The organism is Mesorhizobium sp. B2-4-1 (genome assembly GCF_006442185.1).
GTDB lineage: Bacteria > Pseudomonadota > Alphaproteobacteria > Rhizobiales > Rhizobiaceae > Mesorhizobium.
Genome location: NZ_VFVN01000002.1, coordinates 240738 through 263379, shown reverse-complemented (window position 1 = coordinate 263379; position 22642 = coordinate 240738). Strand labels below are relative to the sequence as shown.

The following is a 22642-nucleotide window of genomic DNA, read 5'->3' as shown; positions in this document are numbered from 1 at the left end:
GCCGGTTGAATTCGCGCCTGACATGGCGTTAGCTTGTTGCGGCGCACCAAAAGCGCCAAGGGGCAGGGACGGGCAGGATGGATTACGACATGCTGGTCATTGGCAGCGGCCCTTCCGGCCGTCGTGCCGCTGTACAATCGGCCAAACTCGGCAAATCGGTACTGGTCGTCGACAGGGGGCGGCGCCTGGGCGGCGTTTCCGTGCACACGGGCACCATTCCGTCGAAGACGCTGCGCGAAACCGTGCTCAATCTCTCGGGCTGGCGTGAGCGCGGCTTCTATGGGCGCGGCTATCGGGTTAAGCAGGACATCTCGGTCGGAGACTTGGTCGAGCGCCTGCACAAGACGCTCGACCACGAGGTCGAGGTGCTGCAGCACCAGTTCATGCGCAACACGGTCAAGAGCTCCCGCGCCGCGGTGAAATTTCTCGGGCCCAACAGGGTCAGCCTGACATCGGACAATGGCGACTACAGCGAGGTCGGCTTCGCCAATGCGCTGATCGCCGTCGGCACCAGGCCGCACCGGCCGGGCGACGTGCCGTTCGACAAGAGCCGCGTGTTCGACAGTGACGAAATGCTCGAGCTCGACCGCTTGCCGCGCACGCTGACGGTCATCGGCGCCGGGGTCATCGGCGTCGAATACGCGACGATCTTTTCGGCACTCGACGTGCCGGTGACGCTGGTCGAGCCGCGCAACACGATCCTCGATTTCGTCGACCGCGAGATCGTCGACGACTTCATCCACCAGATGCGCGACCGCGGCATGACCATCCGGCTGGGAAGCGCCGTGAAGGAGATTGCCTCCAGGCCCGACCATGCAGAGGTCACGCTGGCCGACGGGCGCACCATACGTTCCGAGATCGTGCTCTACGCCGCGGGCCGCACCGGCAATGTCGGTAGCCTCGGCCTCGATGCGGTCGGCATCGAGGCTGACTCCAGGGGACGCATCAAGGTCGATCCGCACACCTTCCAGACCAGCGTGCCCAACATTTACGCCGCCGGCGACGTGATCGGCTTTCCGAGCCTGGCCTCCACCTCGATGGAGCAGGGCCGGGTAGCCGCGTGCCATGCTTTCGGCGTGACATTGCCGCCGCCGCCGGAAACCTTTCCTTATGGCATTTACGCGGTGCCCGAGATCTCCACCGTCGGCCAATCCGAGGAACAGGTGCGCGAGAGCGGCGCCGCCTACGAGGTTGGCGTGGCCCGTTTCCGCGAGACCTCGCGGGGCCACATCATGGGCGTCAACACCGGCTTCCTGAAGCTTCTGTTCTCGATCGAGACACGCCGCTTGCTCGGCGCGCATATCGTCGGCGAGGGCGCCACCGAACTGATTCACATCGGCCAGGCGGTGATCAATCTGGGTGGCACGGTCGACTTCTTTGTCAACAATACATTCAACTATCCCACGCTGGCCGAGGCCTATAAGATCGCCGGGCTGGACGCCTGGAACAGGATGGGGCAGGGATAACCCTGTCGCCGGCCACTATTATCCTCACTCCGCCGCCTCCCGTTTGGCCGTGGGCGATCCGGTTGCGAGCAGCAGGGGCAGGCAGAGGACATAGAGCGTCGCGCCCGCGACCCACACCATGCCTGGGAAGACCATTCGAGTGCGAAAATAGAGCATGGCGATGACGAGTGGTCCGAGCACCGAGACCAGGCTCGTCATGCTGGTGAGCACACCTTGCAATCGCCCCTGGTGATCTGCCGCGACACGTGACGTCAGCAACGATTGCAGCGCCGGGGCTCCGATGCCCCCGAGACAGAAAAGCGGCAACAGCGCGAACGCCATCCAGCCTTGCCAGGCCAGCGCGATCGACACATAGGCCGTGCTGTCGGCAAGGATGGCGACCATGAGCGCTCGCCTTTCGCCCCAGCGCTCGGCGATCGGTCCGGCGACGAAACCCTGGGCTCCGGCATGGAAGAGGCCGAACAATGCCAGCGAGATGCCCACAGTAAAAAGGCTCCAGCGGAATTTGTCCTGCACGTAGAGAACCCAGACGGTGCCGCCGACTTCGCCGACAAGGCCGAGCACGGCAAAGGCGCCGAGCAGCGGCAGGAGGGCCGGAAAAGTCAGGGCCCAACGCAGCGGCGCCAGCGGGTTGAACGACAGCGGCTCGCCTGTGCCGCCGACCCGCTCCGGCTCCGGCAGCAGAAGGAAGGCCAGCACCAGATTGATGCCGGTGAACCCTGTCGCCGCCAGGAACGGCGCGCGCAGCCAGACATCGCCGAGCAGGCCGCCGAGCGCCGGACCGGCGATGAACCCGACGCCAAAAGCGGCGCTCAGATGGCCGAAGGCGCGGGCGCGCCGCTCTTCGCTGCTGATGTCGACCATATAGGCGGAGGCCACCGCCATGCTGGCGCCCGTTAGGCCGGCGATCAGTCGGCCGACGAACAGCAGCGGCAGCGACGGCGCGAAGGTCATGAACAGATAATCCAGCATCGACCCGGCAAGCGACAGAAGCAGCACCGGCCGGCGGCCGTAGCGGTCGGACAACGCGCCGAGCAGGGGCGAAAACAGCACCTGCATTGCGGCATAGGCGGCGAGGAACGCGCCGAAAATCCAGCCAATGTCCTCGACATGGCCAACCTCGCGCAACAGCCCCGGCAGCACCGGCATGATCAGCCCGATGCCGGCCGCGTCCAGCGCCATTGCCGTCAGCACGACGAGATAGGCCCTTTTCATCGAGATGCTTCTTTCCTAAAGTTTATCGGTGATAAGGTAGCGTTTATCACCGATAAATTGGCTGGGCAAGCGAGGTGCATATGAAGCTGGACAAGGCGCTGATCGTGGCGCAGGCGCTCGAACTGTTGAACGACGTCGGCATCGATGCGCTCTCGACCCGGCTGCTGGCGCAGCGGCTCAAGGTCCAGCAGCCGGCACTCTACTGGCATTTCAGGAACAAGCGCGCCCTGCTCGACGCAATGAACGAGGAGATCCTGCGGCGCGGCCATGGACATCAGGTACCGCTGCCGGGCGAGAGCTGGCAGGAATTCGTACGCAACAACGCCCGCAGCTTCCGCGGCGCCTTGATGGCCTATCGCGACGGTGCGCGCGTCCATGCCGGTACCGAGGCCGATCCGGGCGATCTCGAACATGTCGAACGGTTGCTCACTTTTCTGCGCGAGGCCGGCATGCCTTCCGTCATGGCCATGCGGTTGCTGATGATCGTCGGGCGCTACACGGTGGGCTGCGTCCTCGAGGAACAGGCAGAATATCCGGCCGGCCCGGGTCGAGGTGCGGCGCTCGATGCCAAGGCAAGCGGTTACCCGCTGCTCAGTCAGGCCCTGGCCGATTATCGTGCGGGCGGTCACGAGGCGCTGTTCGAAAGCGGCCTCGACTTGCTGATTGCCGGGGCGCAGGCCGGCATCGCTGAAGGAGGCTGAGCGCGGCGATCCGCGTCTTGCCCGTCAGGCGGCAGGAGCGGGCGGGGCAAGCCATTGCCGCACGATCGCGGCATCGGGGTCGCCGATTTCATGGCCCGAAGCGACGATACGCGCGTCGACCTCGGCGCCGCGCTGGCTGAGCAGCGTTACCAGGGCCGGCGCGAAGGGTCCGTAGGTCAGGTCGGCGGCGCCGGCGACAATCAGCGCCTTGATGCCGGTCAGATCGGTTGCCGGCGTCTCGTCCAGCACCGGCATCGGCCGCAGCAGTGCTGCCCGTCCGACAAGGCCGGGATGGAGCAGCATCAGGCTGGAAACCAGATTGGCACCATTGGAATAGCCGAGAAAGGCCATGCGCTTCGGATCGATCCGGTGCCGCTCCATGGCCTCGGCCACGAAGCGCGCGAAAGCGGCCGTCTCGCGCCGGATGCTAGCCTGCTCGAAGCTGGTCGGCGTGATTCGCTCGAACCAGCGGAAGCCGTCATCCTGAACGATGCGGCCACGCACGGCGACCAGGCAGGCATGCGGTGCGATCTGCCTCGCCAGCGGCACCAGGGTCGTCTCGTCGACACCTGATCCATGCAGCAGGAACAGGCATTCGTCGCTGGCCCCGCCGGATCCGAAGAAGCGATAGGGGAAGGCCAGATCCAGCCGCGGCAGGCTGTTTTCGACGCTTGTATCGCTCATGCCGTATCCTTTTGATTACATTTCGTTTCACTCAATTTGCCGGCTTCAAAACGCAATATTTTCATGCTCCGCGAAAGTTGATTGAACCGGGCGCATTTCAGTCCGTTTCTGCGCCGATATACTCCATCGCGGAGGAATCGAAGCGGTGCGCCGGGGGTCGCATTGCTGGGCATGAACAACCAGCTTTGAGGCCTTTTGTCGATGACCACCCCAGTTCCAACCGAGCGCGATACGCGCATCGATGTGCTGCGTGCGCTCGCGCTGCTGACGATCTTCGTCGACCATGTGCCGGGCACGGCTTTCGAGACCCTGACCTACAAGAATTTCGGCTTTTCGGATGCGGCCGAGGCTTTCGTGCTGATATCGGGCATTTCGGTCGCGCTTGCCTATGGCACGAAGTTCCGCCCGGGAGGCCGGCTGCTCGCGACGCTGAAAATGTGGCGGCGGGCAGGCGTGCTCTATATCGCCCATATCGTCACCACGATGGCGGTAATGGCATTGTTCTGTGCCGCGGCGGTGTTCGGCCGGCGGCCGGAACTGCTGAAGCTGATCAACATCGAACCGCTGATGAAGGACACGCCCGAGGTGCTGGTCGGTATCGTCACGCTCGGCCACCAGCTCGGCTACAACAACATCCTGCCGGTCTACGCGGTCCTGCTTTTGCTGGCGCCGGCCTTCTTGCTGTTCATCAGCTACAGGCCGCTTGCAGCGCTGACAGTGTCCGGCTTGCTATGGCTTGTTGCCGGCATCTGGCAGATCGCCCCGCCGAACTATCCCGAGCCCGGCCTCTGGTTCCTCAATCCGCTGTCCTGGCAGTTCCTGTTCAACATCGGCCTTGCCGCCATGCTGCATGTCAGGCGCGGCGGCGTCATTCCAGCCAACCGCTGGCTGATCGGTGCCGCCGCGGCCTATGTGCTGGCCGCGTTGGCATGGGTGCATAGTCCGCTTTGGGGCCAGGTGACCTGGTTCGACCTGCCGGTGGTGCTGACCGGCTTCGACAAGACATTCCTGTCGCTCCCGCGGCTGCTGCACATCCTGGCGGTCAGCTATCTGGTGGTGGCACTGCCTGCGGTCTCGAACCTGTTCCGCACCGGCCCCGACCATCCGCTGGCGATACTCGGCAAGCGTTCGCTTCCGGTGTTCATCGCCGGCACGCTGATCGCCATGGTTGCCCAGGTGATGAAACTGATCAATCCCGGCGGCCTCGCTTATGACAGCCTGTTGCTCGCCGCCGGCATCGCCATGCAGTTCGCGCTCGCTTTCTATCTCGAATGGTTGTCGACCATCGGCGGTTCGGGGAAAGCCAGGACGAAGCAAAAGGACGCCAAGCCCGTCCAGCCGTCTTTCGGTATCTCGGCCGTAGCAAGAGCCAACCACTGAGGGTCAGCGAGCCCGGTTTCAGCGGCGCGGTGGAGCCGAGGAGGCGCGCACGATCAGTTCGACCGGCAGCAATTGCCGACTGACCTTGCCGTCGTTTTCCAGGATCGCCTTGACCGCAAGCCGGCCCATCTCGGCGATCGGCTGTGCGACGGTGGTCAGTGGCGGCTCGGATAGCGCTGCTTCGGGAACACCGTCGAAACCGATGACTGAAACATCATCGGGAACGTTCAGCCCGCGCGCGCTCAGCCATTCAAGTGTTGCCAAGGCCATTCTGTCCGACATCGCCAGGATGGCCGTTGGTGGCTCGCGGGAAGCAAAGATCGTTTCCAGCCCCGCCTTTGTGGTGGCGGCATCGTTGGCGGTTTCGTAGACGGGCACTTTGGACGTATCGATGCCAACCCGCGAAAGCTCCCGGAAATAACCGGTGAGGCGATCGCGTGTCCCGGCATAGGCTGCGGCGCGAAGCTCCTCGGGCGAAATGAGGCCTGTCCTGCCATCGGCGAAAGGCAACGCCAGCACGGCGAAGCGACGATGCCCGAGATCCGCGAGATGGCGCGCCGCCAGACCGGCGCCGGCGATGTTGTCGACGCCGATCGCCGCGACGGACCCGTCTTCCGAATCCAGATCCAGCGCCACGAACGGCAGTTTGCGCTCGCGGGCCAATTCGACAAGGCGCGAGCCGCCTTCGATGCAGAAGACGATGAAGCCGTCGACCAGGGCGCTCTGGATATTCCAGGCAAGCTGTTCGTTGTTGGCGGCCGAGACTAACGAGATACCGGCCCCGGTCGCATCGCAGGCCTGCGAGATACCGGCCATCATCACGCGCGCGAAGGGATCCTCGAAGAAATAGGAGAGGGGCTCCGCGGTGGCCACGCCGATGGCGTTGACCTTGCCGGCCCGCAGCAGGCGGCCCTTGGGATCGGGGCCGGCATAGCCCATCGCCTCGGCCGCCGCACGGACCCGTTCGCGGACTTCTTCGCGCACGATCTCGGGGCGGCTGAAAACGTTGGAGGCGGTACCGTGCGAAACACCGGCTGCCTTGGCGATGTCGGCCAGCCGGACGGGTCGTCGATTGCCTGCGGTGAGTGACGCCATTTGCGCGTGCCTCCTGACATGCATTTAGCACGTTCCCGATCTGCATCTAGCACTTTCGTTGGATCGATTCAAATTTTGCTTGACCGGCGGCTTCCATGGGCCTATCTTTGAATCGATCCAACTCAGATATGCCTGCTGGATTAAACCTAGATGGGAGGTGCGCCATGCATCCTGTTAACTATCTGTTCGAAGACATCTACCGCAACGACTGGAGCATTGGGTCGGCCGCCAACAAGTCCAAGCGCCGCGGCGGAACAAGCCCGTGGATTCGCGATCTGCGCTTCCTAGTGGCGCGCAAGCGGAGCTGACTGGCGCCAATTTTTTGCGTCGGCCGATTGGATCGATTCAATCCAAATCAAGAGGAGAAGAGCCATGCATCCCATGAAGCATCTGTTCGACGACATCTATCGCAATTATTGGGGCATCGGCACGGCCGCGGAGCGGCCAGAGGCGCCGCGCCGCGCGACGCTCTCGGCGCGCCACCGCGATCTTTGGATCCGACTTGAACGTCGCCGGGATTGAAACCGGGCGCGCATCTCAGGGTCGCCGACGCACCACGGCGGAGACAGCTATGGCCAGCCAGCCTGCGATGAGCAGGGTGCCTCCGATCGGCGCCGACATCGGAAACAGCCTCGATCCGAGGAAATCGCGGGCGAGAAGATCGCCCGTGAAAAGCACGAGCCCGACGAGCAGCACCATGCTGGCTATCCGCAGCGGGCGATTCGCGTCGAGGAGACCGACGGCCAGAAACGCCGGTGCGTGCATCAGCAGGAACGATGCCGCCGTACCGGTGAAGGCGCCGCCGAGATGTGCGGCGGCCGCCGACAGCGCCACGCCCGCCGCGCCCACGATGCCGGCGGCGAGCACAAGCAGACGGCTGCCGGTCGTTTCGGCCAGGTTCATGTCGACGCTCCTTCGGTTGATTGGCTGGGCAGCTTGTCAGGGCTTGCTCGCTTCCATCAACATATGCCGCGTCCGCCGCGCCTGGACAATCCAGTTGTAGACCGCGCCGAGCGCCATCAGCACCGACGTGCCGAGAAACACCGCCCGCATGCCGAAATGGCCGCCGACGAAACCGCCGGCAAGCGGTCCGGCGACTTGGCCGACATATTGGGCCGAGATCGAAAGGCCGAGCACGTTGCCGCCGACGCCGTCGGGAATGTTGTGGCGGATGACGCTGGTGATGCAAGGCAGCAAACCGCCGAGCGCCAGGCCCATCAGGAAGCGCAGCCCGATCAGTTGCCAGCCGTCGGTGACGAAGGCCTGCGGAATGAGCAGCAGTGCCGACACGGCCAGCGCGCCGCCGACGACGTTCCAATGACCGACGCGGTCGGCGAGCCTGCCAAGCCACGACGCCGACAGGATGGCGCCGAGGGCGGCCGCCGACATCACCACGCCGGCAACGAGCGTCACCCGGCTCTGGTCCTCGATCAGCTGCTGCACATAGACGGTGATGATCGGCTCGATCGACATGGTGGCGAAGGCCAGCAGCATGCCGGTCGTCAGCATGGCCACGACCGGACGCTTGTCGACAATTTGCGACCAGCCGCTCTTCGGCTTTGCCGCCGTCGCGGCTTTGCTTGCTTGCAAGCGCTGGTTCTCCTTGATCAGGAATGTCGTCGCCAGGAAGGCAAGGAAGATGACGCCGCCGGACAACAGAAAGGTCGCGCGGATGCCGATTACCGGCGGCAGCGCGCCGCCGAGCAGGGGGCCGACCAGCGAACCTGCCGTGATGCCAGCGGACAAGACACCGAGTGCCCAGCCGGAGCGGTCCTTCGGCGTCTGCATGGCCACCAATATGGTCGAGCCGGAGGAATAGCCGCCGGCAAAGCCGATCAGCAGGCGCAGCAGCACCAGTTGCCAGACCGTCTCGACCATTCCGGTCAGCGACATGCAGATCGCCATGCCGAAGGAGGCGCGCACCAGCATCAGCTTGCGGCCGTAGCGGTCGCCGAGCCGTCCCCATAACGGCGCAACGAGCGCCGCCGCGAAGAAGGTCGCCCCATAGGCGATGCCCGACCATTGCACGATCGCCGCATGGCCCTCGACGCCCAGTTGCTCGACATAGAGCGGCAGGAACGGCAAGAGCAGGGTCATGGCGATGAGCGTGCTGAACGAACCCGCGAAGCAGACGGCGAGATTGCGCCGCCAGTGGATATTGTAGCCGCCCTGTTCCGTATCGTTCTGCGTCATGCCGTGCCTGCGTGTGCCAGGGATTGTTGTGGATACCATTTTGGGATACCAAGTCGGTATCCGTCATGGACCCACAGCCCGACCGCTGTCAATGCGGGCACGTGAAAAGGCAACAACGATGTCGCAGATGCACAACGTCGAACGGCAGCTCCGCGAGATGATCCTTGGACTTGAGATCGGCCCGGGTGAGAAACTCACCGAGCGCTGGATCGAAAGCCGCTTCGGCGCCTCGCGCACGCCGGTCAGGGCTGCGCTGCTGCGGCTCGAAACCGAAGGGCTGGTCGGCAGGGACGGGCGCGGCTGGACGGTCTCGCCCATCAACCTGGCCGAACTCGAGCAGATCGCGGTCTACCGCGAAGCGGTCGAGGTCGCGGCCTTGCGGCTGACATGCGGGCTTGCCGACAGAAGTGCCGTCGATGTCATCGAGGCTATGCTCGTCTCCTGCGACGACGACACTCCGCGCGAGGAATGGCATCGCGTCGGCATGGATTTCCACATCGAGCTGGCGCGACTGTCCGGCAATGAATTCCTGTTTCGGGCCGTCCGCGACGCGATGACCAGGCTTTCGCGCGCCCGTTGGCTGGAGGTACGCGATGGAGCGGCCCTTGGCCGCGCCTGGGCCGAACATCATGCCATCCTGGCCGCCGTGCGGAGCGGCGATGCACAGGAAGCCGCGCGCTTGCTCTCGCAGCATATCGTGGGCAGTCGCGACCGTCTGTTGACGTCGCTGGCCAATGATCGCCGCGGCCTTCGCGCCAGGGGATTTGCCGTCGTGGCGGCATAATGCGGCCTGCAGGGCAGGCCACTCGCCGCCGAAAAAAGGACCACCGGCCCCGAGCCCCACTTTCGGCCTCGCTTCGCGGACGCCGATGGCGTAGGACCGGGCAATGGAAAACAACCGATTTGAAGTACCCGTGACCGTCAAATCAGTCACGGCGGGAAGTACACAGCTCTTACGCTCGGCCCGCGAGGCTTCCGACTATCTCATGAACAGCTGGCCCGGCAAGCGCACCCCCAAGCATCGCGCGGCGCTGCAGGCCTGCCACGATGCGCTGGCCGGCGACAAGCCGGCCATGAACGCAAGGCGCGCCTTTATCGCGGCGGCGCGTGAAGTGGACGTCTTCGTCAGCGACAAGGCGCCGGCCTGATCCAGGCCGGATTGCCGCCGCGCGCCGTCATTCCTCTGTTTCAATCTCGGCGTCAGTCTCGGGTTTCTGACGCTCCCGCGCCGCAGCCTTGGCCGCCAGCTTTTCGGCCTTCTTGGCCGCCTTCTGGCGATCGCGTTCTTTGCGTTCCTGATCGTAATTTGGTGCTCGTGCCATAGCGGCTCCTTTTTTGCTGTTCTTGTGGGCTGACTACGCGTCGTTCGCCTTCCGACGTCTCGGAGCCGGCACCAGGGTTCCTATAAGCTGCTTCGATCGATCACAAGGTCGGCGGCGCCGAAACGCTCCTTTGCCGTCAGCTGCTGATGCCAATAGGGATAGAGCAGGGGCGGGCGGCTGACCGCGTCGAGGCGATCACGTTCCTCGCCGGCCAGCGTCAGGCTGGCCGCCGCGATATTGTCCCTGAACTGGGCCTCGTTGCGCCCGCCGATCACAAGCGAGCTGATAGCCGGCCGGCCAAGCAGCCAGGCAAGCGCCACCTGTGCGGCGGACACACCGCGGGCCTTACCGATTTCGACCAGCACATCGACGATCCGCCACAGCCGGTCCTCGTCGCGGATTGGCGGTTCGGACCAGCCGGCGACCTGGCGCGCGGTCGGGTTGTCACGGTGATACTTGCCCGACAGCAGGCCGCCCGCCAGCGGGCTCCACACCAGCACGCCCAATCCCTGGTCGACCGAGATCGGCAGCAGCTCGTATTCGGCTTCGCGTGCTTCGAGCGTGTAGTGGATCTGCTGGGTGACGAAGCGCGGCTGATGGCGGGTGTCACTGATGGAGAGCGCCTTCATCACCTGCCAGCCGGAATAGTTGGAGCAGCCGATATAGCGGATCTTCCCCTGGCCGACCAGCGTGTCGAGCGCGGCGATGGTCTCTTCGAGTGGCGTCACGCCGTCCCATTCGTGCAGGAAATAGATATCGATGACGTCGGTCTTGAGCCGCTTAAGGCTTTTCTCGCATTCGCGGATCAAATGATGGCGCGACAGGCCTTCGTCATTGGGACCGTCGCCGATGCGCATGCGCGCCTTGGAGGCGATCAGCACGTCGTTCCTGCGCTTGCCGCCGAGTGCCTCGCCGATGATCTCCTCCGACAGGCCGTCCGAATAGACATTGGCCGTGTCGATGAGATTGATGCCGGCATCAATGCACAGATCGATCATGCGCTTCGCCTCGGCGAGATCGCTGTTGCCCACAGCCGCGAACGGGCCGGCGCCGCCAAAGGTCATGGTGCCCATCGTCAGCGCCGAAACCTTCAGGCCGGAACGGCCGAGAGTGCGGTATTCCATGTCAGTCCTCGCGATTGAGAAGAATGGCCCGATCAGGTTGCTGGATTTGTAGGACAATCCGTGCGGCTTGTCGCCCTCCGGCCCCAGCACACCGATGAGCGGCCGTGGCGTGCCCCTGCAATAAAACCGTCATTGCCGGCCTATACTCAGTCGATCAGGGCGTTGCGCGCCGCCGTCAGGACGCGACCAGTGCGCCCGGTCGTTGCCGGAGGCGGCAGCTTGCAGATGGAGGAACACCGATGAATGAATCCATACCCAAGTCCGGCGCCCGGGACTGGCTGGAAGCCGAACTCGCCGACACGCTCGACGAGGACTATGAACTGGAGATGTCGGAACCGGCGCTGTCGCTGGAGATCGCCAGGATCTACAAGAACGCGCATCCGCCTTCTATCGACCGCATGCAGTATTTTCGCGACCTGATCGGGCTGCAATCCGAGCTGATCAAGCTGCAATCCTGGGTCGCCTACCACAAGAAGAAGCTTGTGGTGATCTTCGAAGGCCGCGATTCGGCTGGCAAGGGCGGCGTCATCAAGCGCATCACCCAGCGGCTCAACCCGCGGATCTGCCGCGTCGTGGCGCTTCCGGCACCGACCGAGCGAGAGACGTCGCAATGGTATTTCCAGCGTTATGTGCCGCACCTGCCGGCCGGCGGCGAGATCGTTCTGTTCGACCGCTCCTGGTACAACCGTTCCGGCGTCGAGCGGGTGATGGGTTTCGCTGGGCCCGATCAGGTGGAGGAATTCTTCCGTGACGTGCCGGAGTTCGAGCGCATGCTGGTCCGTTCGGGCATCACGCTGGTCAAATACTGGTTCTCGATCACCGACGAGGAACAACAGATGCGCTTCCTGATGCGCATCCACGATCCGATGAAGCAGTGGAAGCTGTCGCCGATGGACCTGCAGTCGCGGGTGCGCTGGGAACAGTACACCAAGGCCAAGGAAGAGACCTTCGCCCGTACCAACATTCCGGAGGCGCCCTGGTTCATCGTCGAGGGCAACGACAAGAAGCGCGCCCGGCTGAACTGCATCGACCACCTCTTGCAGCAGGTTCCCTATGAAGAGGTGCCGCACGAGGAGATCACGCTGCCCGAGCGGGTCTTCAATCCCGAATACGAGCGCCAGGTGCTGCCGCGCGAGCTCTACGTGCCCGAGAAGTATTGAACGAGAGTTTGTCCTTCTCCCCGTATAGTGACGGGGAGAAAGGATCTGCACCAAGGGTTGCCAATTCCCACTGTCGCAGACAACTAATTCCTAAGTCCGCTTGATGACGACATGCGTGGCAAGCGGCGTCGCTACTTGTTCGCTGCACGCGTAGCCGAGCTTCGGCATATCAATCCCGGCGAAGAGGTGCTCGCCGGAGCCGAGCAGCACCGGCGAGATCGCCAGATGCATCTCGTCGATGAGCCTCTCCTGGAGGTACTGCCGGATGGTGGCGACGCCGCCGCCGACCCGCACATCGCTGCCATTGGCCGCTGCCCTTGCCTGCTCGAGCGCCGAATGGATGCCATCCGTAATGAAGTAAAAGGTCGTGCCGCCCTCCATGACGATCGGCTCGCGCGCATGGTGGGTCAGCACGAAGACCGGCACATGATAGGGCGGGTTGTCGCCCCACCAGCCCTTCCAGTTTTCGTCAGGCCATTCGCCGCGGATCGGCCCGAACATGTTGCGGCCGAGGATCCAGGCGCCGACATTCTCGAAGCTGCGCGCCGCGAACGCCTCGTTGATATCGGTTGTGCCGTCATCGTCTCCGAGCACCATCTTGCGGAAGGTGCGGGTACCGATCATCCATTTGTGCAGGGCTTCCCCACCGACGCCGAGCGGGTTTTTCAAATCCTGGTCGGGACCGGCGCCGTAACCGTCGAGCGACAAGGTGAATGCGTTGACGCGAAGTCTGGACATGGAAAGCCTCCTCAGACCAGTTGTATTTTGCAAGCAGTTACTTTCTAGCAAACCGATTGCAAATTGCAAGTAGTATTTTCCGCGATCGAAAAGATGCATATCCGTACTTCGCCTATGCGATGTCCAGAGTGTTGCCTGATGGTTGGTGCGGATGCCAAAATGGCGGTTGCCGAGACAGCCGCTATACCGGCTCATTTGCCGGTGGGTCCATGAAGAGCATATGGTTTGACGGCGCTGGGGAAACTATGCTCTCAGCATCTCCGCCACCTCAGGGGCGAAATAGGTCAAAATGCCGTCACAGCCGGCGCGTTTGAAGGCAAGAAGCGATTCCAGCATGACCTTTTCGCCGTCGATCCAGCCATTGGCGCCCGCCGCCTTGATCATCGAATATTCGCCCGACACCTGGTAGGCGAAGGTCGGCATCGCAAATTCGTCCTTCAGCCTGCGGATGATATCGAGATAGGGCAGGCCGGGCTTGACCATCAGCATGTCCGCGCCTTCGGCCAGGTCCTGCTCGGCTTCGCGCACCGCTTCGTCGGAATTGGCGTGGTCGATGTAATAGGTCTTCTTGTCGCCCTTGAGCAGGCCGGCCGTGCCGACCGCCTCGCGGTACGGCCCGTAGAAGGCGGAGGCGAATTTCGTCGCATAGGACATGATCGCCACGTCCTGAAAACCGTTTGCGTCGAGCGCGTCGCGGATGGCTCCGATGCGGCCGTCCATCATGTCGGACGGCGCGATGATGTCGGCGCCGGCCGCTGCTTGTATGACGGCCGCCGCGGTTACCTGTTCCACCGTCTCGTCATTGACGATGAGGCCGTCGCGCAGGATGCCGTCATGACCATGGCTGGTGAACGGGTCGAGCGCGGCGTCGGTGATGACGCCGATCTCAGGCACCGCGTCCTTGATCGCGCGCGTGGCGCGGTTGATGACGTTGTCGGGGTCGAGGATATGCGAGCCGGTCTCGTCGCGCAGCGAAATGTCCACATTGGGAAAGGTGGCAAGCGCGGGGATGCCGAGCTTCGCCGCGCGTTCGGCCTCCTTGACGGCAAGGTCGATCGACAGGCGGAAGACGCCCGGCATGGCGGCGATCGGCTCGCGCACTTGTCTGCCGTCGACGACGAAGATCGGCCAGATCAGGTCGTCGACGGAAAGCCTGTTCTCCTGCACCAGGCGCCGCGACCAGTCGGCCTTGCGCATGCGTCGCAAGCGGCGGCTGCCGGTGATGTCGTCGACGCTGCGCGCGCCGGCAGGTTTTGCGGGGGTGAATCTGTTCATCGCCAAAACTCTCGTTTGGCCGGCTTTTATCACGCACCCGTGGTGCTGACCAATGCGACACGTTTGTGCCAGCAATCCGGCCGGGTCCTTATTCGGGTTGCCCGTTGCCCGAAAGGATCTGCGCCGCACCGCGCATGCCGACACGGAACGCCTCGTCGAAGCCGACGCCGCGCACTTGCCAGGCGTAGGTCTTGCCGGCCTTCGCCAGCCGCCAGTCGGCGATCCAGCCCAACTCCTTGTCGCTCCAGACGATGCTGCCGGAAAGCGCTTGGTCGGCGCCGGCCATTTTCGCAACCGTGTCCAGCTTCGCCATGTCGGCCTCGCGCATGATCCTGTCGTCCAGCCCCGCCTTCGACAGCAGCGCTGCCGTTGGGAAGGTTACCTGCATGGCAACCGGCGCGGCGGCATTGCCGAACGACTCGCGCATCAGCACGCCGCGCTCGTCATCGGCATCGAGCGCGAAATGCTTGACGCCGCGCTCGGTCGACAAGAACACCGCCAGCCGTGGCCTTTCGGTCAGCCATGGCCTGCTGCCGAGCGAAGCCAGCACCGGATCGATCATCGCCGGGCTGTACTGGCAGTAGAGATTGTGAGGCCGATCATACGTGCCCTGATCGTCATGGTTGGGAATGCCTTCCATGCGATCGCGGTAGCGAAAGGCCGCCACGAAGCTGCCGGCCTTGTCGCGCAGCGCCGCCATCTCCGGTTTCGCCGGCAGGCGCTGGTCGCCGGAAACCCGGACCAGAACCGCGTCGAGGCAACGTTTGAAGCCGGCCTGGCGGTTCTTCTCGTACCGACCGTTGACGATGGTCTGCGACTGGTAAAGATCGGCGAGGCTTGCCGCCAGGGTCGGTTGCAAAGCCAGGCAAATGATGATCAGCCCGATCGTCATCGGCACGAGGCGCGCAAATCCAGCCATGAGCAACACCCCGTTGGAAACCCGCTACAGCTGCGCAGTCGCCGTGGTTCTCGGCGTTGCGGCCACAACGGCTCTTTTAGCACTAGGCTCCGGCACGAGCCAAGACGCGCTGCCGGCATGCCGGCATTGACGCGGCCATGGGCCACGCTTTAGCACTTCAGTCCCGGCGGAGCGGGGGAGGGATTCTTTCACGATGGATTTTGGCGGAGGCGACGAGATCCGCTTCGAACATCTGGGCCGGGCCGGCATCGTCACGTTGACGCGGCCGCGGGCACTCAATGCGGTCACGCACGGCATGGTCAATGCACTCGCCAAGGCATTGCACGCTTGGGAGCGGGACTGGAGCGTCGACGTCGTCGTCGTCAAGGCCGAGGGTAGGGCGTTTTCGGCCGGGGGCGACATTCTCCACATCTATGAGGCCGGCCGGGCCGGTAAGCCGCCTGTCGAGTTCTTCGCCGACGAGTATCGGCTGAACGCCCAGATCGCGCGTTTCAAAAAACCCTATGTGGCGCTGATCGACGGCATCGTCATGGGCGGCGGCGTCGGCATCTCCTTTCATGGATCGCACCGGGTGATGACGGAAAATGCGCAGTTCGCCATGCCGGAGGTGGGTATCGGCTTTTTCCCGGATGTCGGCGCCAGCCATCTGCTGCCCGATCTTGGAGGTTCCTTCGGCATGTACCTGGCGCTGACCGGCAATCGTATCCGCTATGGCGACGCGTTGTGGTCCGGGCTGGCCACGCATACGATCAAGGCGCAGGACCAGGCTGGCTTTCTCGACCAGCTCGCCGCCACCGGCGATCCCGAATCGGTGCTGCGCGGCTTCTTCATCCCGGCGAAGCGCGAGACGGACAGGCAGGTGCTGGAGGCGATCGCCCATCACTTCGCGCAGGCGTCGCTTGCCGATATCATCGGCAGCCTGGAGCAGGCGGCAGGGAGCGATGAGTTTGCGGCAAGGACGCTGGCGACGATCCTGACGCGCTCGCCGACCAGCCTTCGTGTCGCCTGGCGCCAGATCACTGCCGGCCTGACGCTGCCGATGGATCAATGCATGAAGATGGAGTTCCGCATCCTCAACCGGATGCTCGCGGGCCACGATTTCTACGAAGGCATACGCGCCACCATCATCGAAAAGGGTTCCAAGCCGCAATGGCTGCCGGCAACCCTCGATGCGGTCGACGACGCGGATGTCGATGCCTATTTTGCCTCGCTCGGTGAACGGGAACTCGCGCTATGAGTGAGGTGACGTCCAGACGCGTCGTGCTTCAGCCTTCAGGGGTGGAGGTTATCTTCGCCTGGTTCCAGCGAATCATATCAGGATACTGCCTGCTGTTCGGTATCCTGTACTGGATCAGGCTTATCGGCTTCTATCCCGGCTCGCTGTGGCGCTTCGACCTGATGCCGGTCCACTGGCAGGTGGCAGCGGTGATGCTCGCCGTGTTTTTTCCCTTTGCCGCAGCCGGCCTATGGATGCTGGCTTCCTGGGGGCCGGTGATTTGGTTCATCTGCGCCGCGACGGAGATCGTCATGTATGCCGGCTTTCCCGAACTCTTCGGCCGCCGCCCGCTCATCGTCGTCTCGCATGCGGGGGTGGCGCTGCTCTATGTCGTTTTCCGCCTCGTCATCTATCTGCAGAAGCGGTCGCCCCGGACCTGAAGCCGGCACGCGCCGCCGGCGATCCGGCGGATCGGATTTCGCCCTGAAATCATTGGCTAAATCTTTAGGTTAATTATCCTTGCTCGAGTGACCGTTCGTTAAGCGTCTTGCGAAACCTATTACCGGTAAGCTCTTGTTAGCCTTGGCGTTTAAGTCGAATTTTATGAGTATTCGATAGTGTCGCGATCAAGGTGAAAAACAAAAAATCACCAGGGCGACAAACGAGAGGCAAAGACAATGATCAATTCGCGTCCGGCGGCAAAGACCGCCAACGTTTCCGACGATCGCCGCGAGGCAATCCGTTCCCTTTACATGGAATCGCTCCAACTGGTCGAGCGCCTGCACCGCCGTCTGCTCGACGTGATCAAGGACGAGTTCGACCGCAATGGCCGTTCCGACATCAACGCCATCCAGGCGCTGCTGCTCTTCAACATCGGCAATTCGGAGCTGACTGCCGGCGAGTTGCGCTCGCGGGGCTACTATCTCGGCTCGAACGTCTCCTACAATCTCAAGAAGCTTGTCGATCTCGGCTTCATCAACCACCAGCGCTCGCGCATCGACCGTCGTTCGGTCCGCGTCTCGCTGACGCCGAAGGGCAACGAGGTGGCGGACGTGGTCGCCGGTCTCTATGAGCGCCATGTCGGCTCGATCGAGCAGGTCGGCGGCATCAACACCGATGAATTCAAGCAGATGAACCGCGCCCTCCAGCGCCTCGACCGCTTCTGGAACGACACCATCGCTTACCGGATGTAAGCCACATCCCCAATCAGAAGCCGCGCCACAGAAGCGCGGCCGCAACAGCGACCTCCAGTCAGGGCCGGTGCCGAAAAGCATCGGTCTTTTCTTTTCGTTGCGCTGGCCGAAGCAAATTGCGGGCCAAGGCCACGTTGCCGCCATATTCCAATGGAACCGAAGATGACAGTGATGCTGTGGTGAAGACCATGAGTTCACCCGCAGCCGCGTAGCCTTGCGCGTTTTCACACCGAGGTGATGCGGACCATGGTTGGCTAATTGTTAAGATTGCCAATTTTAGAGTGCGGGCGAGATCGCCCGATGATCAACGCAGCAAGTGTTCGAACTGCTACAAATGTCTGGAACGTCCATGAGAACCAGCCGCCGTTTCTTCCTTTCCGGAGCCTCCGCGCTCGCAGCCGCCGTTGTTGCCGGCCGCGCCAGCGCGCAGGATGTGATCGGGGACATCCTGAAGTCCTCGGCGCGCGGCAACTGGGACGATCAGTTCGACGCCCGCGCCAGCGCAGGCGGCAAGGTGGCCTCGACGCTGCCGATCTTCAGCCCGCAGACCGTGGCCTTCACCGAGCAGGCTGTGGCGCAGTACCAGAACATTGTCGGGCAGGGCGGCTGGGTCGAGGTTCCCGCGACCAAGAAACTGCAGCTCGGCGTCGACGATCCCGATGTCGTGCCGCTGCGCAAGCGCCTGATGGTCGCCGGCGACCTGTCGCAGAGCGCCGGCATCTCGACGGCCTTCGATTCCTATGTCGACTCGGCGGTCAAGCGCTTCCAATTGCGCCACGGCCTGCCGGCCGACGGAGCGCTGGGCAAATATACCTACGCGGCGATGAACGTTTCGGCGCAGATCCGGCTCGGCCAGTTGCAAACCAATCTCCAGCGATTGAAGGAGAAGGCGGGCACGCTTGGCAGCCGTTATGTGCTGGTCGATATTCCGGCAGCGCAGGTCGAGGCGGTCGAGAACGATCGCGTCGTGCTTCGCCATACCGCGATCGTCGGCAAGATCGATCGCCAGACACCGATCGTCAATTCCAAGATCAACGAGATCATCGTCAATCCATATTGGAACGCGCCGGTGTCGATCGTGCGCAAGGACATCATCCCATTGATGCGCAAGGACCCCGATTATCTCAAGAACAGCCATATTCGCCTGTTTGCGCCAGACGGCAGCGAAGTCGATCCGATGAATGTGGACTGGTCGACCGATGACGCGGCCAAGTACCGTTTCCGCCAGGACCCCGGTTCGGACAACGCCATGGCGTCGGTGAAGATCAATTTCCCGAGCCCGGACGGTGTCTACATGCACGATACGCCGCAGCAGAGCCTGTTCGGCAAGATGATGCGCTTCGATTCCTCGGGTTGCGTGCGCGTGCAGAACGTGCGCGACCTCGTCACCTGGATCCTGCGCGACACGCCCGGCTGGGACCGTCAGCATTTCGAGGCTGCGATCAAGACCGGCGAAAACACGCCGGTCCAGGTCACCAACCCGGTGCCGGTGCATTTCCTCTATCTCTCGGCCTGGTCGACGGGCCCCGGCGTCGTCCAGTTCCGCGACGACATATATGGCCTCGACGGAAACAACGAGCTGCAGATCACTTCGTCGCTCTAAGCGATTGATTATTCAGGGAAAAGGCCGCTCTTGAGCGGCCTTTTTCTGTCGCCGCCGCTAGGCCGTTCACACCGCCGCTGACCTCCAACTCTGCGTAGGCGCGCTCCGGCTGGACGAAGCGCGGGCGATTGCGCATGGTCGGCAAAACTGCCGGAATCGGACCATGCAAGTTGCCGTCTTCATCCTCGTCGTGCTCGTCCTAGTGGCGCTTTCCGGTGCATTGGTGCGGCTGGTGCGGGTGCCGCTGCCGGTGCTGCAGATCGCCATGGGTGCTGCGCTGGCCTGGCCGGCGCGCGGGCTGCATGTCGAGATCGATCCGGAACTGTTCCTGCTCGTATTCATTCCGCCGCTTCTGTTCGCCGATGCCTTTGCTGCGCCCAAACGCGAGCTTGTCGCCTTGCGTGGCCCTATCCTCGACCTTGCCATTGGACTGGTCTTCTTCACCATCGTCGGATTTGGCTACGCCTTGCATTGGCTCGTGCCCAGCATCCCGCTCGTCGTCGCTTTCGCGCTCGCCGCGGTGCTGTCGCCGACCGACGCGGTGGCGGTGTCTTCCATAGTCGACAGGAACATCGTTCCGGCGCGGCTGATGCACATATTGGAAGGCGAGTCGCTGCTCAACGACGCGTCGGGTCTGGTCATGTTCCGCTTTGCCGTGGTGGCGGCATTGACCGGCAGCTTTTCCTTTGCCGCGGCCTCGCTGAGCTTTCTCTATGCCGTGGCTGCCGGCATCCTCGCCGGCATGGCGGCGCTGTTCGTTGCCGCCAAGGCGCTGCAACTGCTCAACCGCATCGGCGGCGTGCCGGCGGAGGCGCAGGTTCTGGTCATGATCCTGGTGCCTTTCGTCTCCTATCTCGGCGCCGAGCATATCGGCGCCTCGGGCATCCTGGCGGCGGTCACCGCCGGCCTGTTGACCGGAGTTTCCGGCATGTTCCGCTTTCTCGGTGTCTCGGCGCGCATGCAGACGATGTCGCTGTGGTCGACGCTGTCCTTCGTCTTCAACGGCGCGCTCTTCATTCTGCTTGGCCTGCAATTTCCCGATATCATCCGTAAGGTGCCGCCGGAGTTGTCCAGCCGGCACTGGATCATCGAGCCGGTGCTGACAGTCCTGCTGCTGACCCTTTGCCTGATCGGCCTGCGTTTCCTGTGGATATGGATCGGCGACATGGCGGGCGCCATGGCGGCGCGGCTCGGCAAGCGAAAGGCCGAGCCGTTCGGCCTGCGCGTGCGGCTCGCCGGATCGGTCGCCGGCGTGCGCGGAGCGATCACGTTGGCCGGTATCCTGTCGCTGCCGCTCACCTTGCAGGACGGCTCGCCGTTCCCGGCCCGCGACGTGGTGATCTTCCTCGCCGCCGGGGTCATCATCTGCTCGCTGGCCATCGCCAGCCTCGCGCTGCCGAAGATCGCTCGCGGGCTGGTCGAACCGGGCGAGGACCCGGCAGCGGCCGAGGAGCGCCGGGCGCGGGTCGGCGCAGCCAATGCGGCGATCGCCAGGATCGAGAGCATCGCCAATGAGGCAGGCGAGGGCGGGGCCGTCGAGGCACGGCTCGCCGTTGCCGACAGCATCGTCGCCGGCTACCGGCGCCGCATCGCCGCCTCCGACGAGGCCGACGAAGCGCGTGCCGAGGCGCGTGAGGCGAGCCGTCTGGAGCTTGAACTCAGGGCGGCCGGCATAGAAGCCGAGCGCGCCGCGCTACGCGCCATGTTTCTCAGCCGCGAGATCAATGACCATACGATGCGGGCGCTGTTTTCCGAGATCACCTTGACCGAGGCTCTTCTGAAGCAGCGGCGCGACAGGAAATAACGGTTCGCCGCTCTGCTTGCCGCAATCGGGCCAGCAAATTTCGCGCCGCAAACGTGGCGAGGCGAAAACAACTGTGTTAATGGCGCGGCGAACCCAATCCTGTCACACAAAAATGTGCAGGGGTTTGGGACAACGGCATGCGCAAGACAAAACCGACCTCCGGACCTAAGGAATTCAGGCCATGGCAACAGCAGCGGCAGCGTCGAACAAATTCGAATCCTTCTTCGAAACCACGCTGGAAGATGCCGATCCGGAAATTTTCGGCGCGATCCGCAACGAACTCGGACGCCAGCGCCACGAGATCGAACTGATCGCGTCTGAGAACATCGTCTCGCGCGCCGTGCTCGAAGCGCAGGGTTCGATCATGACCAACAAATACGCCGAGGGTTATCCGGGCAAGCGCTACTATGGCGGCTGCCAGTTCGTGGATGTCGCCGAGGAGCTGGCGATCGAGCGCGCGAAAAAACTGTTCGGCTGCAACTTCGCCAATGTGCAGCCCAATTCCGGCAGCCAGATGAACCAGGCGGTGTTCCTGGCTCTCTTGCAGCCGGGGGACACCTTCATGGGCCTCGACCTCAATTCCGGCGGGCATTTGACGCACGGCTCGCCAGTCAACATGAGCGGCAAATGGTTCAAGGTCGTGTCCTACGGCGTGCGCAAGGACGACCACCTGCTCGACATGGACGCCATCGAGAAGACGGCGCATGAGACGAAGCCGAAGCTGATCCTGGCCGGCGGCACCGCCTATTCGCGCATCTGGGACTGGAAGCGCTTTCGCGAGATCGCCGATGCGGTCGGCGCCTACCTCATGGTTGATATGGCCCACATCGCCGGCCTCGTCGCCGGCGGCGTGCATCCCTCGCCGCTGCCGCATGCCCATGTGGTGACGACCACCACGCACAAGTCGCTGCGCGGCCCGCGCGGCGGCATGATCCTGTGCAACGACGAGGAGATCGCCAAGAAGATGAACTCGGCGGTGTTCCCCGGCCTGCAGGGCGGACCGCTGATGCATGTCATCGCCGCCAAGGCGGTTGCCTTCGGCGAGGCGCTGAAGCCGAGCTTCAAGCTCTATGCCGAGAGCGTCGCCGCCAACGCCAAGGCGCTGGCGTCCAGCCTACAGGAGACTGGCCTCGACATCGTGTCGGGCGGCACCGACAACCACCTGATGCTGGTCGACCTGCGCCCCAAGAATGCCACCGGCAAGCGCGCCGAGGCAGCGCTTGGGCGCGCCAACATCACTTGCAACAAGAACGGCATCCCCTTCGACCCGGAAAAGCCCTTCGTCACCTCCGGCGTGCGGCTCGGCACGCCCGCCGGCACAACGCGCGGCTTCGGCCAGGCCGAGTTCCGCGAAATAGGCAAGCTGATCGCCGAGGTGCTGGATGGCCTCAAGGCCGCCAATTCCGATGAGGGCAATGCCTCGGTCGAGGCCGCGGTCAAGGCCAAGGTCGTGGCGCTGACCGATCGATTCCCGCTCTACCCTTATCTCGGTTGACCTCGCGCCACGCGTCATCTCTTATCCGCCAGCGGCGCGCCGACCCCCGATCGGTCGAC

The 22642-nt window shown here is 63.5% G+C and carries 24 protein-coding genes; 14 read left to right on the top strand and 10 right to left on the bottom strand.

Annotation, left to right across the window (positions count from 1 at the left end; genetic code table 11):
* The first annotated feature begins 77 nt into the window (after positions 1-77).
* Positions 78-1466: a Si-specific NAD(P)(+) transhydrogenase gene (sthA, locus tag FJ949_RS05935; RefSeq protein WP_140494088.1), complete on the top strand. Its 1389-nt coding sequence runs from the start codon at positions 78-80 to the stop codon at positions 1464-1466.
* Positions 1467-1490: 24 nt separating this feature from the next.
* Here the strand turns inward: sthA and FJ949_RS05930 are convergent, their stop codons facing one another.
* The gene (locus FJ949_RS05930; RefSeq protein ID WP_140494086.1) at positions 1491-2681 is read right to left on the bottom strand and encodes a TCR/Tet family MFS transporter; all 1191 of its coding nucleotides are present in this window, start codon (positions 2679-2681) and stop codon (positions 1491-1493) included.
* 80 nt (positions 2682-2761) lie between these two features.
* Between FJ949_RS05930 and FJ949_RS05925 the strand changes: the two genes are divergently transcribed.
* A complete protein-coding gene (locus tag FJ949_RS05925) occupies positions 2762-3382 on the top strand; it encodes a TetR/AcrR family transcriptional regulator C-terminal domain-containing protein (RefSeq protein ID WP_140494084.1) in 621 nt (206 codons plus the stop codon).
* 24 nt (positions 3383-3406) lie between these two features.
* On the opposite strand, the gene FJ949_RS05920 is transcribed toward FJ949_RS05925, so the two are convergent.
* Positions 3407-4066 (bottom strand): alpha/beta hydrolase, encoded by a 660-nt coding sequence (locus FJ949_RS05920; RefSeq protein ID WP_140494082.1) that lies wholly within the window; start codon positions 4064-4066, stop codon positions 3407-3409.
* Positions 4067-4267: 201 nt separating this feature from the next.
* On the opposite strand from FJ949_RS05920, the gene FJ949_RS05915 reads away from it, so the two are divergent.
* On the top strand, positions 4268-5446 hold the full coding sequence (locus FJ949_RS05915; RefSeq protein WP_140494080.1) for an OpgC family protein: 1179 nt from the start codon (positions 4268-4270) through the stop codon (positions 5444-5446).
* A gap of 18 nt (positions 5447-5464) precedes the next feature.
* On the opposite strand, the gene FJ949_RS05910 is transcribed toward FJ949_RS05915, so the two are convergent.
* Positions 5465-6541: a substrate-binding domain-containing protein gene (locus FJ949_RS05910; protein WP_140494078.1), complete on the bottom strand. Its 1077-nt coding sequence runs from the start codon at positions 6539-6541 to the stop codon at positions 5465-5467.
* Positions 6542-6705: 164 nt separating this feature from the next.
* Here FJ949_RS05910 and FJ949_RS05905 point away from each other — a divergent pair, with 164 nt between their 5' ends.
* Together FJ949_RS05905 and FJ949_RS30235 are read left to right on the top strand one after the other, a co-directional pair.
* Entirely contained in the window at positions 6706-6849 is a 144-nt protein-coding gene (locus FJ949_RS05905) for a hypothetical protein (RefSeq protein WP_140494076.1), read from the top strand.
* A 64-nt stretch (positions 6850-6913) separates the two neighbouring features.
* A complete protein-coding gene (locus tag FJ949_RS30235) occupies positions 6914-7063 on the top strand; it encodes a hypothetical protein (RefSeq protein ID WP_181172050.1) in 150 nt (49 codons plus the stop codon).
* Positions 7064-7078: 15 nt separating this feature from the next.
* On the opposite strand, the gene FJ949_RS05900 is transcribed toward FJ949_RS30235, so the two are convergent.
* Together FJ949_RS05900 and FJ949_RS05895 are read right to left on the bottom strand one after the other, a co-directional pair.
* On the bottom strand, positions 7079-7444 hold the full coding sequence (locus FJ949_RS05900; protein ID WP_140494074.1) for a DUF423 domain-containing protein: 366 nt from the start codon (positions 7442-7444) through the stop codon (positions 7079-7081).
* A 36-nt stretch (positions 7445-7480) separates the two neighbouring features.
* Positions 7481-8734, bottom strand: a complete 1254-nt coding sequence (locus FJ949_RS05895) for a multidrug efflux MFS transporter (RefSeq protein WP_140494071.1) — start codon at positions 8732-8734, stop codon at positions 7481-7483.
* A gap of 118 nt (positions 8735-8852) precedes the next feature.
* Between FJ949_RS05895 and FJ949_RS05890 the strand changes: the two genes are divergently transcribed.
* Together FJ949_RS05890 and FJ949_RS05885 are read left to right on the top strand one after the other, a co-directional pair.
* Entirely contained in the window at positions 8853-9518 is a 666-nt protein-coding gene (locus FJ949_RS05890; RefSeq protein ID WP_140494070.1) for a GntR family transcriptional regulator, read from the top strand.
* A 103-nt stretch (positions 9519-9621) separates the two neighbouring features.
* Positions 9622-9882 carry a DUF982 domain-containing protein gene (locus tag FJ949_RS05885; protein ID WP_140494068.1) on the top strand — a complete coding sequence of 87 codons (261 nt, stop codon included), beginning with the start codon at positions 9622-9624 and terminating at the stop codon, positions 9880-9882.
* A gap of 27 nt (positions 9883-9909) precedes the next feature.
* Here the strand turns inward: FJ949_RS05885 and FJ949_RS05880 are convergent, their stop codons facing one another.
* Positions 9910-10056: a hypothetical protein gene (locus FJ949_RS05880; protein ID WP_140494066.1), complete on the bottom strand. Its 147-nt coding sequence runs from the start codon at positions 10054-10056 to the stop codon at positions 9910-9912.
* An 80-nt stretch (positions 10057-10136) separates the two neighbouring features.
* Positions 10137-11180 (bottom strand): aldo/keto reductase, encoded by a 1044-nt coding sequence (locus FJ949_RS05875; RefSeq protein WP_140494064.1) that lies wholly within the window; start codon positions 11178-11180, stop codon positions 10137-10139.
* Between the two features lie 239 nt (positions 11181-11419).
* Between FJ949_RS05875 and ppk2 the strand changes: the two genes are divergently transcribed.
* On the top strand, positions 11420-12340 hold the full coding sequence (gene ppk2 / locus FJ949_RS05870) for a polyphosphate kinase 2 (protein ID WP_140494062.1): 921 nt from the start codon (positions 11420-11422) through the stop codon (positions 12338-12340).
* Positions 12341-12430: 90 nt separating this feature from the next.
* On the opposite strand, the gene FJ949_RS05865 is transcribed toward ppk2, so the two are convergent.
* The 3 genes from FJ949_RS05865 to FJ949_RS05855 all read right to left on the bottom strand — a co-directional run bounded on the left by FJ949_RS05865 (position 12431) and on the right by FJ949_RS05855 (position 15272).
* Positions 12431-13078, bottom strand: coding sequence for a dihydrofolate reductase family protein (locus FJ949_RS05865; RefSeq protein ID WP_140494060.1), 648 nt, complete (start codon positions 13076-13078; stop codon positions 12431-12433).
* Between the two features lie 243 nt (positions 13079-13321).
* Positions 13322-14353 carry a porphobilinogen synthase gene (hemB, locus tag FJ949_RS05860; RefSeq protein WP_140494058.1) on the bottom strand — a complete coding sequence of 344 codons (1032 nt, stop codon included), beginning with the start codon at positions 14351-14353 and terminating at the stop codon, positions 13322-13324.
* Between the two features lie 88 nt (positions 14354-14441).
* Positions 14442-15272: a DUF2066 domain-containing protein gene (locus FJ949_RS05855; protein WP_140494056.1), complete on the bottom strand. Its 831-nt coding sequence runs from the start codon at positions 15270-15272 to the stop codon at positions 14442-14444.
* A 193-nt stretch (positions 15273-15465) separates the two neighbouring features.
* Between FJ949_RS05855 and FJ949_RS05850 the strand changes: the two genes are divergently transcribed.
* From FJ949_RS05850 to glyA, 6 genes are all read left to right on the top strand, one after another.
* A complete protein-coding gene (locus FJ949_RS05850) occupies positions 15466-16509 on the top strand; it encodes an enoyl-CoA hydratase/isomerase family protein (RefSeq protein ID WP_140494054.1) in 1044 nt (347 codons plus the stop codon).
* Positions 16506-16928, top strand: coding sequence for a DUF6163 family protein (locus FJ949_RS05845; RefSeq protein ID WP_140494052.1), 423 nt, complete (start codon positions 16506-16508; stop codon positions 16926-16928). Before FJ949_RS05850 ends, FJ949_RS05845 begins: the two co-directional genes overlap by 4 nt.
* Before the next feature lie 237 nt (positions 16929-17165).
* Positions 17166-17681, top strand: coding sequence for a winged helix DNA-binding protein (locus tag FJ949_RS05840; protein WP_013896002.1), 516 nt, complete (start codon positions 17166-17168; stop codon positions 17679-17681).
* 349 nt (positions 17682-18030) lie between these two features.
* Entirely contained in the window at positions 18031-19284 is a 1254-nt protein-coding gene (locus tag FJ949_RS05835) for a murein L,D-transpeptidase (RefSeq protein WP_140494050.1), read from the top strand.
* A 163-nt stretch (positions 19285-19447) separates the two neighbouring features.
* Positions 19448-21088 carry a Na+/H+ antiporter gene (locus tag FJ949_RS05830; protein WP_140494048.1) on the top strand — a complete coding sequence of 547 codons (1641 nt, stop codon included), beginning with the start codon at positions 19448-19450 and terminating at the stop codon, positions 21086-21088.
* A gap of 181 nt (positions 21089-21269) precedes the next feature.
* Entirely contained in the window at positions 21270-22583 is a 1314-nt protein-coding gene (glyA, locus tag FJ949_RS05825; RefSeq protein WP_140494046.1) for a serine hydroxymethyltransferase, read from the top strand.
* The last annotated feature ends 59 nt before the right edge of the window (positions 22584-22642 follow it).

Coding starts and splice junctions, on each gene's coding strand:
- sthA (WP_140494088.1), top strand. CDS start 78: ATGGATTACGACATGCTGGTCATTGGCAGCGGCCCTTCCGGCCGTCGT.
- FJ949_RS05930 (WP_140494086.1), bottom strand. CDS start 2,681: ATGAAAAGGGCCTATCTCGTCGTGCTGACGGCAATGGCGCTGGACGCG.
- FJ949_RS05925 (WP_140494084.1), top strand. CDS start 2,762: ATGAAGCTGGACAAGGCGCTGATCGTGGCGCAGGCGCTCGAACTGTTG.
- FJ949_RS05920 (WP_140494082.1), bottom strand. CDS start 4,066: ATGAGCGATACAAGCGTCGAAAACAGCCTGCCGCGGCTGGATCTGGCC.
- FJ949_RS05915 (WP_140494080.1), top strand. CDS start 4,268: ATGACCACCCCAGTTCCAACCGAGCGCGATACGCGCATCGATGTGCTG.
- FJ949_RS05910 (WP_140494078.1), bottom strand. CDS start 6,541: ATGGCGTCACTCACCGCAGGCAATCGACGACCCGTCCGGCTGGCCGAC.
- FJ949_RS05905 (WP_140494076.1), top strand. CDS start 6,706: ATGCATCCTGTTAACTATCTGTTCGAAGACATCTACCGCAACGACTGG.
- FJ949_RS30235 (WP_181172050.1), top strand. CDS start 6,914: ATGCATCCCATGAAGCATCTGTTCGACGACATCTATCGCAATTATTGG.
- FJ949_RS05900 (WP_140494074.1), bottom strand. CDS start 7,444: ATGAACCTGGCCGAAACGACCGGCAGCCGTCTGCTTGTGCTCGCCGCC.
- FJ949_RS05895 (WP_140494071.1), bottom strand. CDS start 8,734: ATGACGCAGAACGATACGGAACAGGGCGGCTACAATATCCACTGGCGG.
- FJ949_RS05890 (WP_140494070.1), top strand. CDS start 8,853: ATGTCGCAGATGCACAACGTCGAACGGCAGCTCCGCGAGATGATCCTT.
- FJ949_RS05885 (WP_140494068.1), top strand. CDS start 9,622: ATGGAAAACAACCGATTTGAAGTACCCGTGACCGTCAAATCAGTCACG.
- FJ949_RS05880 (WP_140494066.1), bottom strand. CDS start 10,056: ATGGCACGAGCACCAAATTACGATCAGGAACGCAAAGAACGCGATCGC.
- FJ949_RS05875 (WP_140494064.1), bottom strand. CDS start 11,180: ATGGAATACCGCACTCTCGGCCGTTCCGGCCTGAAGGTTTCGGCGCTG.
- ppk2 (WP_140494062.1), top strand. CDS start 11,420: ATGAATGAATCCATACCCAAGTCCGGCGCCCGGGACTGGCTGGAAGCC.
- FJ949_RS05865 (WP_140494060.1), bottom strand. CDS start 13,078: ATGTCCAGACTTCGCGTCAACGCATTCACCTTGTCGCTCGACGGTTAC.
- hemB (WP_140494058.1), bottom strand. CDS start 14,353: ATGAACAGATTCACCCCCGCAAAACCTGCCGGCGCGCGCAGCGTCGAC.
- FJ949_RS05855 (WP_140494056.1), bottom strand. CDS start 15,272: ATGGCTGGATTTGCGCGCCTCGTGCCGATGACGATCGGGCTGATCATC.
- FJ949_RS05850 (WP_140494054.1), top strand. CDS start 15,466: ATGGATTTTGGCGGAGGCGACGAGATCCGCTTCGAACATCTGGGCCGG.
- FJ949_RS05845 (WP_140494052.1), top strand. CDS start 16,506: ATGAGTGAGGTGACGTCCAGACGCGTCGTGCTTCAGCCTTCAGGGGTG.
- FJ949_RS05840 (WP_013896002.1), top strand. CDS start 17,166: ATGATCAATTCGCGTCCGGCGGCAAAGACCGCCAACGTTTCCGACGAT.
- FJ949_RS05835 (WP_140494050.1), top strand. CDS start 18,031: ATGAGAACCAGCCGCCGTTTCTTCCTTTCCGGAGCCTCCGCGCTCGCA.
- FJ949_RS05830 (WP_140494048.1), top strand. CDS start 19,448: ATGCAAGTTGCCGTCTTCATCCTCGTCGTGCTCGTCCTAGTGGCGCTT.
- glyA (WP_140494046.1), top strand. CDS start 21,270: ATGGCAACAGCAGCGGCAGCGTCGAACAAATTCGAATCCTTCTTCGAA.